At 69.2% G+C, this 14,726-nt stretch carries 10 protein-coding genes; all 10 read right to left on the bottom strand.

The window, feature by feature from the left end; translation table 11 throughout:
* Positions 1-245 precede the first annotated feature (245 nt).
* Complete coding sequence (locus BKH33_RS13845; RefSeq protein ID WP_232621513.1) at positions 246-1,628, bottom strand: OmpA family protein; 1,383 nt, start codon at positions 1,626-1,628, stop codon at positions 246-248.
* Between the two features lie 367 nt (positions 1,629-1,995).
* Positions 1,996-3,102 carry a polyprenyl synthetase family protein gene (locus BKH33_RS02405; protein ID WP_003779910.1) on the bottom strand — a complete coding sequence of 369 codons (1,107 nt, stop codon included), beginning with the start codon at positions 3,100-3,102 and terminating at the stop codon, positions 1,996-1,998.
* The gene (gene nuoN, locus BKH33_RS02410) at positions 3,099-4,712 is read right to left on the bottom strand and encodes an NADH-quinone oxidoreductase subunit NuoN (RefSeq protein ID WP_003779906.1); all 1,614 of its coding nucleotides are present in this window, start codon (positions 4,710-4,712) and stop codon (positions 3,099-3,101) included. The genes BKH33_RS02405 and nuoN overlap by 4 nt, the downstream gene beginning before the upstream one ends.
* Entirely contained in the window at positions 4,709-6,313 is a 1,605-nt protein-coding gene (locus BKH33_RS02415) for an NADH-quinone oxidoreductase subunit M (protein ID WP_076142499.1), read from the bottom strand. The genes nuoN and BKH33_RS02415 overlap by 4 nt, the downstream gene beginning before the upstream one ends.
* A gap of 13 nt (positions 6,314-6,326) precedes the next feature.
* Positions 6,327-8,327 (bottom strand): NADH-quinone oxidoreductase subunit L, encoded by a 2,001-nt coding sequence (nuoL, locus tag BKH33_RS02420; protein ID WP_003782516.1) that lies wholly within the window; start codon positions 8,325-8,327, stop codon positions 6,327-6,329.
* 17 nt (positions 8,328-8,344) lie between these two features.
* Complete coding sequence (gene nuoK, locus BKH33_RS02425; RefSeq protein WP_003782496.1) at positions 8,345-8,650, bottom strand: NADH-quinone oxidoreductase subunit NuoK; 306 nt, start codon at positions 8,648-8,650, stop codon at positions 8,345-8,347.
* Positions 8,647-9,645: an NADH-quinone oxidoreductase subunit J gene (locus BKH33_RS02430; protein WP_003782509.1), complete on the bottom strand. Its 999-nt coding sequence runs from the start codon at positions 9,643-9,645 to the stop codon at positions 8,647-8,649. Before BKH33_RS02430 ends, nuoK begins: the two co-directional genes overlap by 4 nt.
* Positions 9,642-10,352 (bottom strand): NADH-quinone oxidoreductase subunit NuoI, encoded by a 711-nt coding sequence (gene nuoI / locus BKH33_RS02435; RefSeq protein ID WP_003782538.1) that lies wholly within the window; start codon positions 10,350-10,352, stop codon positions 9,642-9,644. The genes BKH33_RS02430 and nuoI overlap by 4 nt, the downstream gene beginning before the upstream one ends.
* On the bottom strand, positions 10,345-11,985 hold the full coding sequence (nuoH, locus tag BKH33_RS02440) for an NADH-quinone oxidoreductase subunit NuoH (protein WP_003782504.1): 1,641 nt from the start codon (positions 11,983-11,985) through the stop codon (positions 10,345-10,347). Before nuoH ends, nuoI begins: the two co-directional genes overlap by 8 nt.
* The gene (locus BKH33_RS02445) at positions 11,982-14,726 is read right to left on the bottom strand and encodes an NADH-quinone oxidoreductase subunit G (protein WP_003782494.1); all 2,745 of its coding nucleotides are present in this window, start codon (positions 14,724-14,726) and stop codon (positions 11,982-11,984) included. The genes nuoH and BKH33_RS02445 overlap by 4 nt, the downstream gene beginning before the upstream one ends.

The raw sequence follows: 14,726 nt of genomic DNA on the forward strand, positions 1-14,726 counted from the left end.
GTGGACGTGGTGCCTCGCGCCCGCAGCCATGACGGCCGGCTGGCCCGGACGTGGGACGAGAGCAACGACGGCGGGGCACCGCGGCACAGTCTATGGAGGAAGGGCGGCCCTCCCCCAGGGCGCGGGCAACATCGCCGCTTTGAGCCGCGTCACGTCGGAGAGGCATCGGCGGGACCGGGCGGTGAGTCCTCCACCGGGGAGCCGATCAGTACGGCACGGCCATGTCCGTCAGAGCAGACGGGACGCTAGGCATTGACGACCGGGATATCGGTGAGGCGAGCAACAACTCGCTCTCTCGTATAAAGGTACTCACCTGCAGGCATATCAATCGTGATGCTGTCCTCGCCGACGTCGGGCCACACAACCGGGAGGGACTGGGAAGCCTCAGGATCAAGATCGTACACAAAACTATTCGCTAAAGGATATCTACTTCCATCGGAATACGCATAGTCGGCCTCCAGATGTCTCACCCCTCCGCTGAGGATGGTTATGCCACTCACGCCAAACACCCCAGACAGGCCACGCATCTCCATCATTCTTCCCGGCAAGGAGAAGGGAGCAACCGGCATGCTGACCTTATCGCTAGAGGTGACCACTACCGTTCCAACCAAGTAGTTACCGGCTCGAACCACATGGTCGATCACCATGTGCACGGTCTTACCGTCGATCTTCACATCAACACCCTCAGCTCCCTTGCCCACAGGGCCGGTGGCCTTTGGCATCGCGGTCGACGACGGCGCCGCACTCGCACTCGGCGGCGCACTGGCCTCGGAGGGCTTCGAGGGCGTCAGCGTGATCTCCACACGGCGATTGATCTGCCTGCGCTCGTCAGTGTCATTCGGCACCCGCGGCGAGGACTCCCCCTTGCCCGAGACCGACTCCTTCCACTTGGACAGGTCCGTCAGCTTCTTGAGCCGATCCGACACCGCCCTGGCCCGCCGTTCCGACAGATCCTGGTTGTGCGCATCATCAGCCACATCATCAGTGTGCCCTGTGATCGTCAGATCCCCACCAGAGGGATACTTCTTGATCTGCTCCACCACACTCGCCAGCACACTGTCAGCCTGAGCCGACAGCTGATCGGAGTCGGTCGCGAACGTGACATCCCCAGCCACCGTTACCGTCGTCGACTTCTCATCCTGCTTCGTATCCGACGAATCATCAGCAGCCAGCGACATGGTCTCGATCTTGAATGGCCCCGCCTCCGACTCGTCGAGCTTCGCCTTCGACACCACATCCTTTACTGAGAAATCAGTCTCAGTGTCCTTCAGGACCGGAACTCCTGTAGCAATGCCCACATAAGGGAGGAGCAGATCCACGACGCCGACATCCTCGGGCGGCGCATGAAACACTGGGAATACTTCCAAAGGCTTATCTTTTTCAACACCATCATATAGATGACGTACTTCTTCGTCCAGTTCACGATACACCAAGCCCTTATCCAAAGATAGCATTCTGATCGCAACCATCGTCCCCGGGTGATACGCGGAGCCGAATGGCTGAGACAGGCCCACATTCTTTTTCGAGGTCGTCGATAACACCAAGCGCACAACGGCATGCTTGCCGTTGACTGCGGCGGGACCCACCTCGACCGAGAGCGGAGCTCCTTGCCACTCCGCCTCCAGCATCACCCCACCATGGGGGCCAGTCGCGGTCGCAGCAGCACGCGGGGACGCAGCGCCCGAGCTCTTCCCCGAGGAGGAGCCGCCCTTCGTGAGCACTCCGCAGCCTGCTAGGACAGCCCCTGCACCGGCCAGGGCGGGCAGGGCCAGAACGCCACGTCGGGTCAGTCGGGCACAGGAATCAGGAGACAGCAGCGTAGAGGACGGCATGTCGGGGACCTTTCGGCGCATCGGGAACACGTGCCTGGAACCCTATTCGCCGCTGTCCACGGCCCACGATGGGGAGGTACCCGTCCCTCCCCATCAGCTCCCCATCTCCCCATGGGGAGTCTATGGGTAGTTGCGAGGCCTCGTCAGTCCTCGGACCGGTCTGTCAGGCGGCCCGGTCCACGAGGATGCGGGCGAAGTCCTCCATGGCGGCGCGTACCTGCGCCACCCGCTCACCGGCGTCGGCCAGTGCGGCCACGGCGTCATCGCCCTCGATCCCGGCCTCGGCCAGACGCTGCCGGGTCCCGTCAAGAACGGCCTCCTCCAGGCCTTCCAGACCCTCGACCGCCTCGGCGGCCCAGGCCATGGCCATCTCGCGGGTACGGGCCAGGACCGGGTGCTCCCGCAGGCGGGCGACGACGTCGGCAAGGAAGGCGTCGTCGGACAGGTCACCGGTGGACAGGCGCGAGAGGATCGCCTGGCCCGCAGCGTCGAGCTCACCGGCCGCCAGGGCCTTGCGCAGAAGGAGGACCGGCATGGTGTCCACGCCCTCGCGCAGGTCGGTGCCGGGGGTCTTGCCGGTGGTGGCCGAGTCGCTCATGAGGTCGATGACGTCGTCGGCCAGCTGGAAGGCCACGCCGATCTTCTCGCCGAACTCCTCGACGATCCGCTCGGTGCGTGCCCCGGCACCGGTGAGCATCGCCCCGTAACGGGCGGACACCGCGATGAGGGAGCCGGTCTTGTCCGCCAGGACCTGGATGTAGTGGTCCACCGGGTCCATGCGCGATGGGCGCGGCAGGGTCTCGTGAAGCTGGCCCATACACAGGCGCTCGAAGGTCTTGGCGTGGGCCATGACGGCCTCCGGGCCGAGCGCCGCCACCAGCTGGGAGGCGCGGGCCACGAGGACGTCGCCGGTGAGGATGGCGGCGGAGTTGCCCCAGACGATCTGAGCGCTCGGGGCGCCGCGGCGCAGCGGAGCCTCATCCATGACGTCGTCGTGGTAGAGCGTGGCGATATGAGTCAGCTCCACGGCCACGCCCGCGTCGCGGATCTGCTCGCCGGTGGCCAGGGCGGGGTCACCGAGCTGGGCGGTCAGCAGGGCCAGGACCGGGCGCAGGCGCTTTCCCCCGGCCTCGGCCAGGTGCGAGGTCGGCGGGTTGATGGTCTCGTCGGCGCTGGTGACCACCTCCATGAGGCGGTCCTCGATGGCCTGGAGGGCGGGGACGATGCGCGACTCCAGCTGGGGCGCGCTCAGCGGCAGTGATCCGATCACGGAAGGAGCATAGCCGTCCGGTCGAACAGGTCGAAGGCGGCCTGCGGCAGAATCCCCAGGCCGATTGTGGCTATGACCGCAACGCCGACCGCCAGGGCGATCGGGCCGTTGCTGGCCACGACCACGGAGCGCTCGCCGTCGGGCTCATGGAAGAACATGAGGACGATGAGCCGCATGTAGAAGAAGGCGGTCACGGCCGAGCACACGACGGCGAGGACGACGAAGGGCACCCCGTTGCCGCTCAGGCCGGTGGCGAAGAGCCGGAACTTCGCCATGAAGCCGGCCGTCAGGGGCACGCCGGCGAAGGACAGCAGGAAGACGGTCATGGCGCCGGCCGCCCAGGGGCTGCGACGTCCCAGGCCCTTGAAGGCCTCCAGATCGCCGTCCTCGCCGCCCACCGAGCCGCCCCGGTTAGAGCGCACCAGGGTGATGATGGCGAAGGCTCCCACGGTGGCGATCCCGTAGGTCAGGGCGTAGAAGCTGAGCGCGGAGATCGCCGCCTTGGAGTAGGCCAGGATCCCGATGAGCATGAATCCGGCGTGGGCGATGGCGGAGTAGGCGAGCATGCGCTTGACGTCGCGCTGGACCACGCCGACGACGGTGCCCACGAGCATGGTCAGCGCCACCACGGCCCACAGGGCGGGAGCCAGGTCCCAGCCCATGGCACCGGCGATGACATAGTAGAAGCGCACGAGGGCCAGGAAGGCGGCGGCCTTGACGCCGGCGGCCATGAAGCCGGTGACCGGGGTGGGAGCGCCCTGGTAGACGTCCGGGCTCCAGGCGTGGAAGGGCACGGCCGCCACCTTGAACAGCAGACCCACGATCACGAGCATGAGGCCTGCCAGAATGAGCCAGTCCTGGCCCTGTACGGTGCGTACGGCGGTGCCGATGCTCCGGTAGTCAACGGCACCGGCCACCCCGTAGAGCAGGGCGGATCCCATGAGGAGGAAGGCGGAGGCGAAGGCGCCCAGTACGAAGTACTTCAGTGCCGCCTCCTGGCTGAGCAGCCGGCGGTGGCGGGCGGTGGCCGCCAGGATGTACAGCGGCAGCGAGATCATCTCCAGGATGACGAACAGCGTGATGAGGTCGCTGCTGGCTCCGAAGAGCATCATGCCACCCAGGGAGAACAGGGTCAGGGGGAAGACCTCGGTGGTGGTCCACCCGGCCAGAAGGGACTCGGTCTCCTCGGCGCTGCCCGGCCGATCGGCGGCCTGGGCCGCGAAGGCGCCGTCACCGACGGCGGTGCGGTCGGCCATCACCAGGACGGCCAGAAACCCGATGACCAGGAGAACGCCCTGGGCGGCGATGGAGAAGGGGTCCTCGGTCAGGCCCGCCGACATGCGAGCGCCCGGGAGGAAGCCCTCGGGCAGCTGGAACTGAGGATCGGCCGCGGCGGCGGCCCCGGCGGCCTTGACCTCGCCCCAGCGCAGGAAGAGGGAGACACCGGAGGCCAGAATGGCCACGAGGCTCAGCGCAGCCTGCAAGGTCAGGCGGGCGGGGCGGGCGATGAATGCCTCCACGAGGACACCCAGGACGCCGGCGCCCAGGATGATGAGTACCGGTGTCAGGGCGTCCCAGTTGACGATCGGGGCAGTGGCTGAGGGGCTCACTTGGTGTTCCCTTCCGTAGCGGTGGAGGCGGCGGGCGCATCAGTCGCACCGTCGGCATCGGAGCTGTCACCGGGGACGACGGCGGAGGCGGCGGCCTGCGGGGCCCGGCTCACCGTGAGCGTGACCTGCCGGGCGACGTCGTCAAGCGCATGAGTGAGTACGGCCGGGGCCAGCCCGAGCGCGAGCATCGCGGCGACGATGGGGACCACGACGAGTCGCTCGCGCCCGTCGAGGTCGGGGCTGCCCACGCGCTCGGGCGCAGGCGCTCCGGTGAAGACCCGCTGGTAGGGCAGCAGCATGTAGACGGCGGCGATGACGACGCCGACGACGGCCGCGGCGCCCAAGGCCAGCGAGACCGAGAAGGTGCCGGTGAGCACCATCCACTCGGGCACGAAGCCGCTCAGGCCCGGCAGGGCGATGGAGGCCAGGCCGCACACGAGGAAGGTGCCGGCCACCAGCGGCATGACCCGGGCGATGCCGCCGAGCTCGCTGATGGCGACCGTCCCGGTGCGCCGGGCCATGAAGCCGGTGACCAGGTACAGGCCGGCGATGGACAGCCCGTGGGCCACCATGTAGACCATGGCGCCGTTGGCGGCCACCTGGTTGCCGATGAAGATCCCCAGGACCATGAAGCCGAAGTGGCTCACGGAGGTGTAGGAGATGAGCCGGTAGAGGTTGTCCTGGGCGATGGCGGCCAGGCCGCCGTAGATGATGGAGACGACCGCCAGAACCAGGATCACCGGGGCGGCCCAGCGGGAGGCCTCCGGGAAGATCGGCAGGACCAGGGTGATCATGCCGAAGGTGCCGATCTTGTCCAGGATGCCGATGAGCAGCACCGAGGTGCCGGGGGTGGCCTGCTCAGCGGTGTCGGGCAGCCAGGTGTGGACCGGGACCAGGGGCGCCTTGATGGCGAAGGCGATGAAGAAGGTCAGGAAGATCCAGTGCCCGGCGGACGTGGAGACGTGCAGGTTGGCGGCCACCGAGTCGATGAGGAAGCTGGGGGCACCGTCCTTCATGGAGTGCAGGTAGACCGCGATGACGCCGATGAGCATGATGAGCCCGCCGGCCAGTGAGTACAGAAGGAACTTCAGAGCGGCGCGCTGGCGATTCTCCCCACCGAAGCACCCGATGAGGAAGTACACCGGGATGAGCATCGCCTCGAAACACAGGTAGAACAGCAGCAGGTCACGGGCCGAGAAGATGACGACGACGAAGAACTCCAGGGCCAGGACGAGCCCGGTGAACAGCCCCTGCCGGTCGGCGGGGACCTCGCCCCAGGAGGCGAGCAGGACCAGGGGCGTGACGAAGGCGGCCAGGAGGACCATGGCCAGACCCAGGCCGTTGACGCCCAGGGCCCAGGAGGCGCCGATGGCGGGGATCCACGCGCGGGTGTGAGCCAGCTGGACGACGCCGGCGTCGCCGAGGTCGAAGGCGCTCAGCGCCCACAGGCCCAGAGCGAGGACGGCCAGGGAGAACACGACGCCCACGGCGCGGGCGTGGAGCCGGCGCAGCGGTGGGACCAGCCACAGCAAGAGCGCCCCGGCCAGTGGCACGATCGCCATGACGGTCAGGACGGGCAGCGATGCGGGAAGAGTCGGCATGTGTCGTGTCCTCTCAGAACCTGGCGGCCAGGACGGCGATGAGTACGAGGACCGTTCCGGCCAGCATGTAGCCGGCGTAGGAGCGCACGTACCCGGACTCGGTGCGGCGGGTCAGGCGCCCCACGGCGCCAGTGCCCGCGGCGGTGCCCTCGACGGCGCCGTCGACGACGTAGCGCTCGACGGCGTCGGTGGCCAGGACCAGTCCCTGGCCGGTGCGCATGGCCAGGGCCTCGTTGACGGCGTCCTGGTACATGTCCTTGCGGGCGGCCTCCACCAGGGGGTTGGTGGGCTGCAGGACGACGGGCACCGGTCGGCGCACGTACATCCACCAGGCCACGAGGACCCCGACAACGACCAGGGCGAGGGTGGCGCCCATGATGACGGTGGCCGGCAGGACCGGCTCGCCGTGCTCGGCGTGGCCGGTGACCGGCTCCAGCCAGGTGACGAACATGTTGTTGTAGGTCAGCAGCCCGCCCAGCCCGGCGGAGAACACGGACAGGATGATGAGCGGCAGCGTCATGAGCCAGCCGGACTCGTGGGGGTGGACCTCGCCCTCCAGGTCCTTGTCCGTGGTCCAGCGCTGCTTGCCGTGGAAGATCATGAAGAACAGGCGGGACATGTAGAAGGCGGTCAGGCCCGCGCCCAGCAGGGCGATGGTTCCCAGGATCCAGGGCTTGGCGCCCTCGCCGACGAAGGCTGCCTCGATGAGGCGGTCCTTGGACCAGAACCCGGAGAAGGGCGGCACCCCCAGGATGGCGAGCCAGCCGATGCCCATGGTGACCCAGGTGATCGTCATGGCGCTGCGCAGACCGCCGAAGCGGCGCATGTTGACCTGGTCGCTCATGGCGTGCATGACCGAGCCGGCTCCCAGGAAGAGCTGGGCCTTGAAGAAGCCGTGGGTGAGCAGGTGGAAGATGGCGAAGGCGTAGCCGATCGGGCCGAGTCCGGCGCCGAGCATCATGTAGCCGATCTGGCTCATGGTGGAGGCGGCCAGGACCTTCTTCATGTCGTCCTTGGCGCTTCCGATGACGGCGCCCAGCAGCAGGGTGATGGCGCCGACGACGGCGACGGCCATCTGCGCGTCCGGGGCGCCCTCGAAGACGGCGGCGGAGCGGACCATGAGGTAGACGCCGGCGGTGACCATGGTGGCGGCGTGGATGAGGGCGGAGACCGGCGTGGGGCCCGCCATGGCGTCGCCCAGCCAGGCCTGGAGCGGGAACTGGGCGGACTTACCGCACGCCGCCAGGAGCAGGAAGAAGCCGATGGCGGTGAGCCAGCCGGTGGACACCGAGCCGTCGCCGGCGGCGGCGGAGACGGTGTCGAAGGAAACGGCACCGACCTGGCCGACCATCGTCATCATGGCCAGCAGGAGACCGACGTCGCCCACACGGTTCATGATGAAGGCCTTCTTGGCGGCGGCGGCGTTCTCGCGGCTGGTGACCTGCTCGCCCTGGGGGGCGTCGGCGTCGGCCGTGTTCCAGAAGCCGATGAGCAGGTAGGAGGCCAGTCCCACGCCCTCCCAGCCGACGAAGAGCACGATGTAGGAGTCACCCAGGACCAGGGTGAGCATCGCGGCGATGAAGAGGTTGAGGTAGGCGAAGAAGCGGCGCCGGTCCCGATCGTGGGCCATGTAGGCCACCGAGTACAGGTGGATGAGGAAGCCGACGCAGGTCACCAGGGTCACGAAGGTCAGCGACAGCGGGTCCAGCCGCAGGCCGACGTCGATGCTCAGGTTGCCGGCGCTGAACCAGTGGTAGAGGGGAAGGCCGATGACGCGTTCCTCGGCGGGCAGGCCCAGGACCTGGAGCAGGATGCCCACGCCCAGGCAGGCGGTGGTCAGGGAGGCGGCCAGTCCCAACCAGTGGCCCCAGGCGTTGGAGCGGCGGCCGGCCAGCAGCAGGAGCGCCGCCGAGACCGCGGGAACGGCGATGAGCAGCCAGGCCCAGGAGGCCAGGCCGGTGGCCTCGGCCACGGGCGTCACAACAGCGGGGGCGGTGACAGGAGCGGGAAGCATGTCGGTGGTCTCTCCCCTCAGTTCTTGAGCAGGTTCTCGTCGTCGACCGACGTGGACCTGCGGGTGCGGAAGATGGATACGACGATGCTCAGGCCCACCACGACCTCGGCGGCGGCCACCACCATGACGAAGAAGGCAAAGACCTGGCCGGTGAGGTTGCCGTGGATCCGGGAGAAGGTCACCAGCACGAGGTTGACGGCATTGAGCATGAGCTCAACGCCCATGAGCTCGATGATGGCGTTGCGGCGCAGCAGCACCGTGAGCGCCCCCAGGGTGAACAGCACCCCGGCCAGCACGATGTAGACGGTGATGGGGAGACTCACTTCTCCTCCTTCTGCTCAGGGGCGGCCGAGTCGGCTGCATCGTCATCGCTGAGGACGGGCTGCTTGACGGCGGGCGCAGCGGCTCCGGGCATGGCCAGCATGCCGGAGCGGCCGGTGTCCTGGGAGCCGGTCGCGCCGACGCCGCCAACGCTGTCCTGGCGGGAGACGATCTGACCGGAGCGCTGGGCCAGTCCCATCTCCGGGGAGACGTCGGACAGCTCCAGGCCCTGGCCTCGGGCCCGCAGGACCCGGGGCACGGACTCCTCGACGGCCTCGCCGTCGGCACCCAGCGCGGGGGCGGCGGCGGAGTTGGTGGAGGCGTAGACGCCGGGCATCGGCTTCTGTCCGGGGTGAACACCCTTGGAGGCGTAGTCCCGCATCTTGTTCGCGGCGATGCGGCGCTGGCTGAGCCGGGCCCGGATCCGCTGACGGTGGGTGAGGGTCAGGGCTCCGACGGCGGCGACGATGAGCAGGATGGCGGTCAGCTCCATGGTGACGACGTGGTCGTTGTAGAGCGTGACGGCCAGAAGATCGGGGGCGGCCTTGGCGCCGTCACCGAGCCCGGCCGGCGTCGGGAAGACGGTGCGCCACACAGCGGCGGTCAGGACCCCGGCCAGGCCCAGTCCCAGCAGGATGAGGGCCGGCCATCGCATGACCGAGCCGGCCGCACCGACCGGCTCGTCACCGCCGACGCCCACGAGCATGATGACGAACAGCACGAGAGTCATGACAGCGCCGGTGTAGACCACGACCTGGGTGATGCCCATGAAGGGCGACTCGTTGACGATGTAGAGGACGGCCAGCGAGATCATGATGCCGATCATGTTGATCGCGGCGGTCACGGCTCGCTTGGCGGTCAGGACGCCGATGCCGCAGGCCACGGTGACCAGGGCGACGACGCCGAACACGATGGCCTCGCCCAGGCCCAGGTGGCCGTTTCCGGCCAGGGCCATGGGAACGGCAGAGACCTCACTGGGAAGCAGGAGGGCGTTCATCGCACGGCCCCCTTCACGGTCTGCTTGGCGCCCCAGCCGGAGGCGGTGGGGGTGGCCTTGGCGCGGGCGCCGGCCAGGCTGGGGTCGTCGGGCCGCTGGGCGCGCACCCAGTCGATCTGGGCCTGGGTGGAACCGGTGACTCGCCCGCGGTAGTAGTCGCCGTCCTCGGTGCCCTCGACCATGGGGTGGGGGGCGGCGACGGCGCCCTCGGGAACCGGGGCCAGGAGGTCCTCCTTCTCGTAGATGAGGCCCTCGCGACCGGGGCCGACGAGCTCATCGAAGTCTGTGGACATCGTCAGGGCCCGGGTGGGGCAGGCCTCGATGCACATGCCGCAGAAGATGCAGCGCAGGTAGTTGATCTGGTAGACGCGCCCGTAGCGCTCGCCGGGCGAGTACTGGGCGCCGGGCTCGTTGGAGGCGGCCTCGACGTAGATCGCGTCGGCGGGGCAGGCCCAGGCGCACAGCTCGCAGCCGATGCACTTCTCCAGGCCGTCGTCGTAGCGGTTGAGCTGGTGTCGGCCGTGGTAGCGGGGCATCACCTGGGGCGGCTCGAAGGGGTACTGCTCGGTGACCACCGGGCGGAACATCGAGGAGATGGTGACCCCGTAGCCGGCCACGGGCGCGAAGGCCCGGGCCAGGGCGGAGGGAGCGTCGCGCAGCCAGTCGTCGTGCTGGGAGCCCCGGGAACGGTTGGGGCGATCAGTCATCTTTTCCCTCCTGGGGTGCCTCAGTGGCCGTGTCTGTGCCCTTGTCGCTGGCCGCGTCGGCCTTGAGGCCAAGGGTGAAGGTGGGCAGGGCGGTGGCCGCGTCCGCACCGGGCCGGGTCGGGCCGGAGACCTCGTCGGGACCGGCCGAGTCCGGTGAGCCGGCAGAGGCCGCGGAGTCGGCGGAACCGGTCTCATCGTCCTCGGAGTCGACGTCGTCCAGAAGACCGACGGCGGTCGCCGGACCGTCCTCGAAGCCGTCGGTCCCTGAGGCCGGGGAGGCACGGCGAGCGCGTGGCGAGGGCGGCAGGGACTGGCCCGGCAGCGGCGGGACGGGGAAGCCCTCGAGGAAGGCCACGTGGTCGTCGTCGGCGCTCATGACCTCGACGTCGCCGGCCTCCTCGTCATACTCGTCATCGTCGTAGTCCTCGTATTCCTCGTAGAGCTCCTCCTCGTACTCCTTGTCGGGGATGAGGAAGAGGACGAACATGATGAGGCAGAAGACGACCGCCAGCGGCAGCAGCAGGGCCTGCACGGAGGCACCGGAGAAGGTGCGGAAGGCGCGCACGACCGCGACCAGCACGAACCACACCAGGGAGACCGGGATGAGGACCTTCCAGCCCAGCTTCATGAAGTGGTCGTAACGGATGCGCACGAGGGTGCCCCGGGTCCAGATCATGAAGAACATGACGGCCCAGACCTTGCCGATGAACCACAGCATCGGCCACCATCCGGAGTTGGCGCCCTCCCAGAACAGGCTGAGGATGGTGGAGCGCCAGCCGCCCAGGAACAGGGTGACGCACACGGCCGAGACGTTGAACATGTTGATGTACTCGGCCAGGAAGTACCAGGCGAACTTCATCGAGGAGTACTCGACCATGTGGCCGGCGACGAGCTCTCCCTCGGCCTCGGGCAGGTCGAAGGGGAGGCGGTTGACCTCACCGACCATGGAGATGACGTAGATGATGAAGCTGGGCAGCATCGCCACGGCCCACCAGACGCGCTGCTGGGCGCTGACGATCCCGGAGGTGGACATGGTCCCCGAGGCCAGGAAGACCGTGAGGATGGACAGGCTCATGCTCAGCTCGTAGGAGATGACCTGTGCGGCGCTGCGCACGGCGCCGAAGAGCGGGTAGGTGGAGTGGCTGGACCAGCCGCCCAGGATGATGCCGTAGACGCCGAAGGCGGTGATGGCCAGGATGTAGAGGACCGCCACCGGGAAGTCGGTCAGCTGCAGGGGCGTGGAGTGGCCGAAGATGCTCACCTGCGGCCCGAAGGGGATGACCGCGTAGACCATGAAGGCGCTGAAGGCGGCGATGAGCGGGGCCAGGAGGTAGATGACCTTCTCAGCACCCTTGAGCCAGAAGTCCTCCTTCATGATGAGCTTGCCGGCGTCAGCGACCGCCTGGAGCAGCCCGAGCGGGCCGTTGACGTTGGGGCCCAGGCGGGTCTGCATGCGGGCCAGGCCGCGCCGCTCCACCCACAGCGCCATCATGACGCTGACGATGAGGAAGGCGACGATGAAGACGGCCTTGATGAGGGTCAGCCACCAGGTCTCGGCGGAGAAGTCGGCAACCACGCCCCCGTTGGAGACGGCGTCGTCGGCGGCGGCCTGAGCCGCGTAGATCGGGTTCACCTCAGTACCTCCGCTGCATGAGTCAGGGTGACCCGGGAGCCGTGACCGGCGCCCAGGGTCTGATGGACGGTGGATCCGGCCGAGCACTCGGGCAGCCACACGCTTCCGTCACTGACACCGCCGACGACGGCCGGCAGGGTGATCGAACCGGTGGCGGTTGACACGGTCACCTCCTCGCCTCCGGCGAGCGACAGGCGCCGCGCGAGGTCGACGCCCACCTTGGCGACGGGACGCAGGGCCGTGGCGGCCAGGAAGGGCTCGCCGTCCTGGAGGCGTCCGGCGTCGAGCATGGGCTTGTGGGTGGTCAGGAGCGCCTCCACACCGCCGCCGACGGACACCTCGGCGCCGGTCACCGGGGCGCGCCCGAAGGCGACCGGCATGCGCTGCCCGCGCCACAGGCCCAGGGCGGCGAGCTGATCGTGCAGCGTGACCAGGTCGTCGACCTGGAGGTCGACGCCCATCTCGTCGGCGAGCATCCCCAGGACCTGGCGGTCGGTGCGGGCCCGCGAGACGTGTGCCTGGCCGAAGGGGCGCACGCGCCCCTCCCAGTTGACGAAGGTGCCGTTCTTCTCCACGGCCGGGGCCACGGGAAGGACGACGTCGGCGTGCTCGCTGACCTCGCTGCGACGCACCTCGAGCTGGACGGTGAAGCCGCTGGCGGCCAGGGCCGCGCGGGCCAGACCCGGGTCGGGGAAGTCGCGCAGGTCGATGCCGCCGACGACGGCGCCGCCCAGGGTCCCGTCCAGGAGGGCGGAGAGGATCCCGGTGGTGTCACGGCCCAGCGACGTGGGCAGGCCGTGCTCGGGGCCCATGTTCCAGGCCCGCTCGACCTGGGCACGGGCCTCGGGGTCGCTCACGGGGCGACCGCCGGGCAGGAGGCCGGGCAGCAGGCCCGCCTCGATGCCGCCGCGCTCGCCGCTGCGACGCGGGACCCAGGCCAGGTGGGCACCGGTGGCCGTGGCCAGGGCGTCCACGACGCTCAGCAGACCGGGAACGCGGGCGGCGCGCTCACCGACGAGGATGGTGGCGCCGTCGGCGCGCAGGGCCTCGACGAGGTCGGGGTGGGTCTGGCTGAGGTGGGCGACGACGCGGGCCTCCTCACCGGGCGGGGTGAGGATGGCCTGGGCGGAGAGCTTGCGGCTGCCGGCGCTCAGGCAGGTGGTCACCGTGGCCACCTTGACGCCGCCGGCGCGCACGCCCTTGCGCAGGCGCAGGAACAGTGAGCCGCACTCGTCCTCGGGCTCCAGGCCCAGGAGCAGGACCTGGCCAGCCCTCTCCAGGTGGCGGTAGGTGACGGCGCCCAGGCCGGTTCCGGCCACTCGGGCGGCCAGGAAGGTGTCCTCCTCCAGGCTGTGGGCGCGCACGCGCTGGTCGATGTCGTTGGTACCCAGGACGGTACGGGCGAAACGGGACCAGGACCAGGCATCCTCCAGGGTGAGGCGGCCGCCGGGCAGGAGCCCCACTCCCCCGTCGGAGGCGGCGCGCGCCAGTCCCTGGGCGGCGACGTCCAGGGCGTCGGACCAGGAGGTGGAGACGAGCTCACCGGTCTCCTCGTCGCGCACGAGCGGCACGGTGAGGCGGTCGGGCTGGGAGGACCAGGTGAAGGCGAAGCGGTCCTTGTCGGTGATCCACTCCTCGTTGACCTCGGGGTCGTTGCCGGCCAGGTGGCGCAGGACGACGCCGCGGCGCATGTCGACGCGGATGGCCGAGCCGGAGGCGTCGTGCTCGGTGACGGAGTCGGTGGAGACCAGGTCCATGGGGCGGGCCCGGAAGCGGTACTTCGCGGAGGTCAGGGCGCCCACGGGGCAGATCTGGATGATGTTGCCGGAGAAATAGGAGGCGAAAGGCCTCCCGGAGGCGTCCAGGTCCTCGCGGCCGGCGCCCAGGTCGGGGCCGTAGTCCGTGCCGTCGGAGGCGCCGGGCTCGCCGCCGGGGCCAGTGAGGTCGCCCAGGGCGCTCAGGGACGGCACCCCGCGGATCGTCTGGAGGTCGGCATCCATCGACTGCTCGGCCGAGCCGGTGGCGAAGTCCAGGACGCGGGCATCGAAGCGCCCGATCTGCTCGGAGTACAGGCCGCCGGCGTGCTCGGGGTTGCCGTCCATGTCGTAGGAGGGGTGACCGCCGCCGCGTCCCTGGAGGGCGATGAAGGGGTCGCCGGGGATCTGGTCGGCGAAGCGCACGCAGCGCTGGCACAGGATGCAGCGGTCGCGGTCCAGCAGGATGTTGCTGGTCAGACGCAGCGGCTTGGGGAAGGTGCGCTTGACGTCGGTGAAGCGGGTGGCCGACTGCGCGCCGGAGGCCATGAGCTCCAGGGCCTGGTTCTGCAGGGGGCACTCACCGCCCTTGTCGCACACGGGGCAGTCCAGCGGGTGGTTGATGAGGAGGAACTCCATGGTGCCGGCCTGGGCCTTGGCCGCGACCTCACTGGTGGCCTGGGTGGAGATCTCCATGCCCTCCATGGCGGTCATGGCGCAGGAGGGCTGCGGCTTGGGCATGGGCCGCACGACGCCGTCGCGCCCCGGCATGGCCACCTCCACCAGGCACTGGCGGCAGTTGGCCGACGGCGCGAGCAGCGGGTGGTCGCAGAAGCGCGGGATGCGCACGCCCACCTGCTCGGCGGCGCGGATGAGGAGGGTCCCCTTCTCCACCTCGACGGGAAGCCCGTCGATGGTCATGTGGACCATCTCGGGTGCCGGCGGCGCAGCCGGTGCGGAGCTCTTAGTGGTCGTCTCAGCAGTCAT

Source organism: Actinomyces naeslundii (assembly GCF_001956585.1).
GTDB lineage: Bacteria > Actinomycetota > Actinomycetes > Actinomycetales > Actinomycetaceae > Actinomyces > Actinomyces naeslundii.

Excerpts from the sequence above, each read along its gene's own strand:
- BKH33_RS13845 (WP_232621513.1), bottom strand. The coding sequence starts at position 1,628 with ATGCTGGAGGCGGAGTGGCAAGGAGCTCCGCTCTCGGTCGAGGTGGGT.
- BKH33_RS02415 (WP_076142499.1), bottom strand. The coding sequence starts at position 6,313 with ATGCCGACTCTTCCCGCATCGCTGCCCGTCCTGACCGTCATGGCGATC.
- nuoL (WP_003782516.1), bottom strand. The coding sequence starts at position 8,327 with ATGCTTCCCGCTCCTGTCACCGCCCCCGCTGTTGTGACGCCCGTGGCC.
- BKH33_RS02430 (WP_003782509.1), bottom strand. The coding sequence starts at position 9,645 with ATGAACGCCCTCCTGCTTCCCAGTGAGGTCTCTGCCGTTCCCATGGCC.
- nuoI (WP_003782538.1), bottom strand. The coding sequence starts at position 10,352 with ATGACTGATCGCCCCAACCGTTCCCGGGGCTCCCAGCACGACGACTGG.
- BKH33_RS02445 (WP_003782494.1), bottom strand. The coding sequence starts at position 14,726 with ATGACTGCTGAGACGACCACTAAGAGCTCCGCACCGGCTGCGCCGCCG.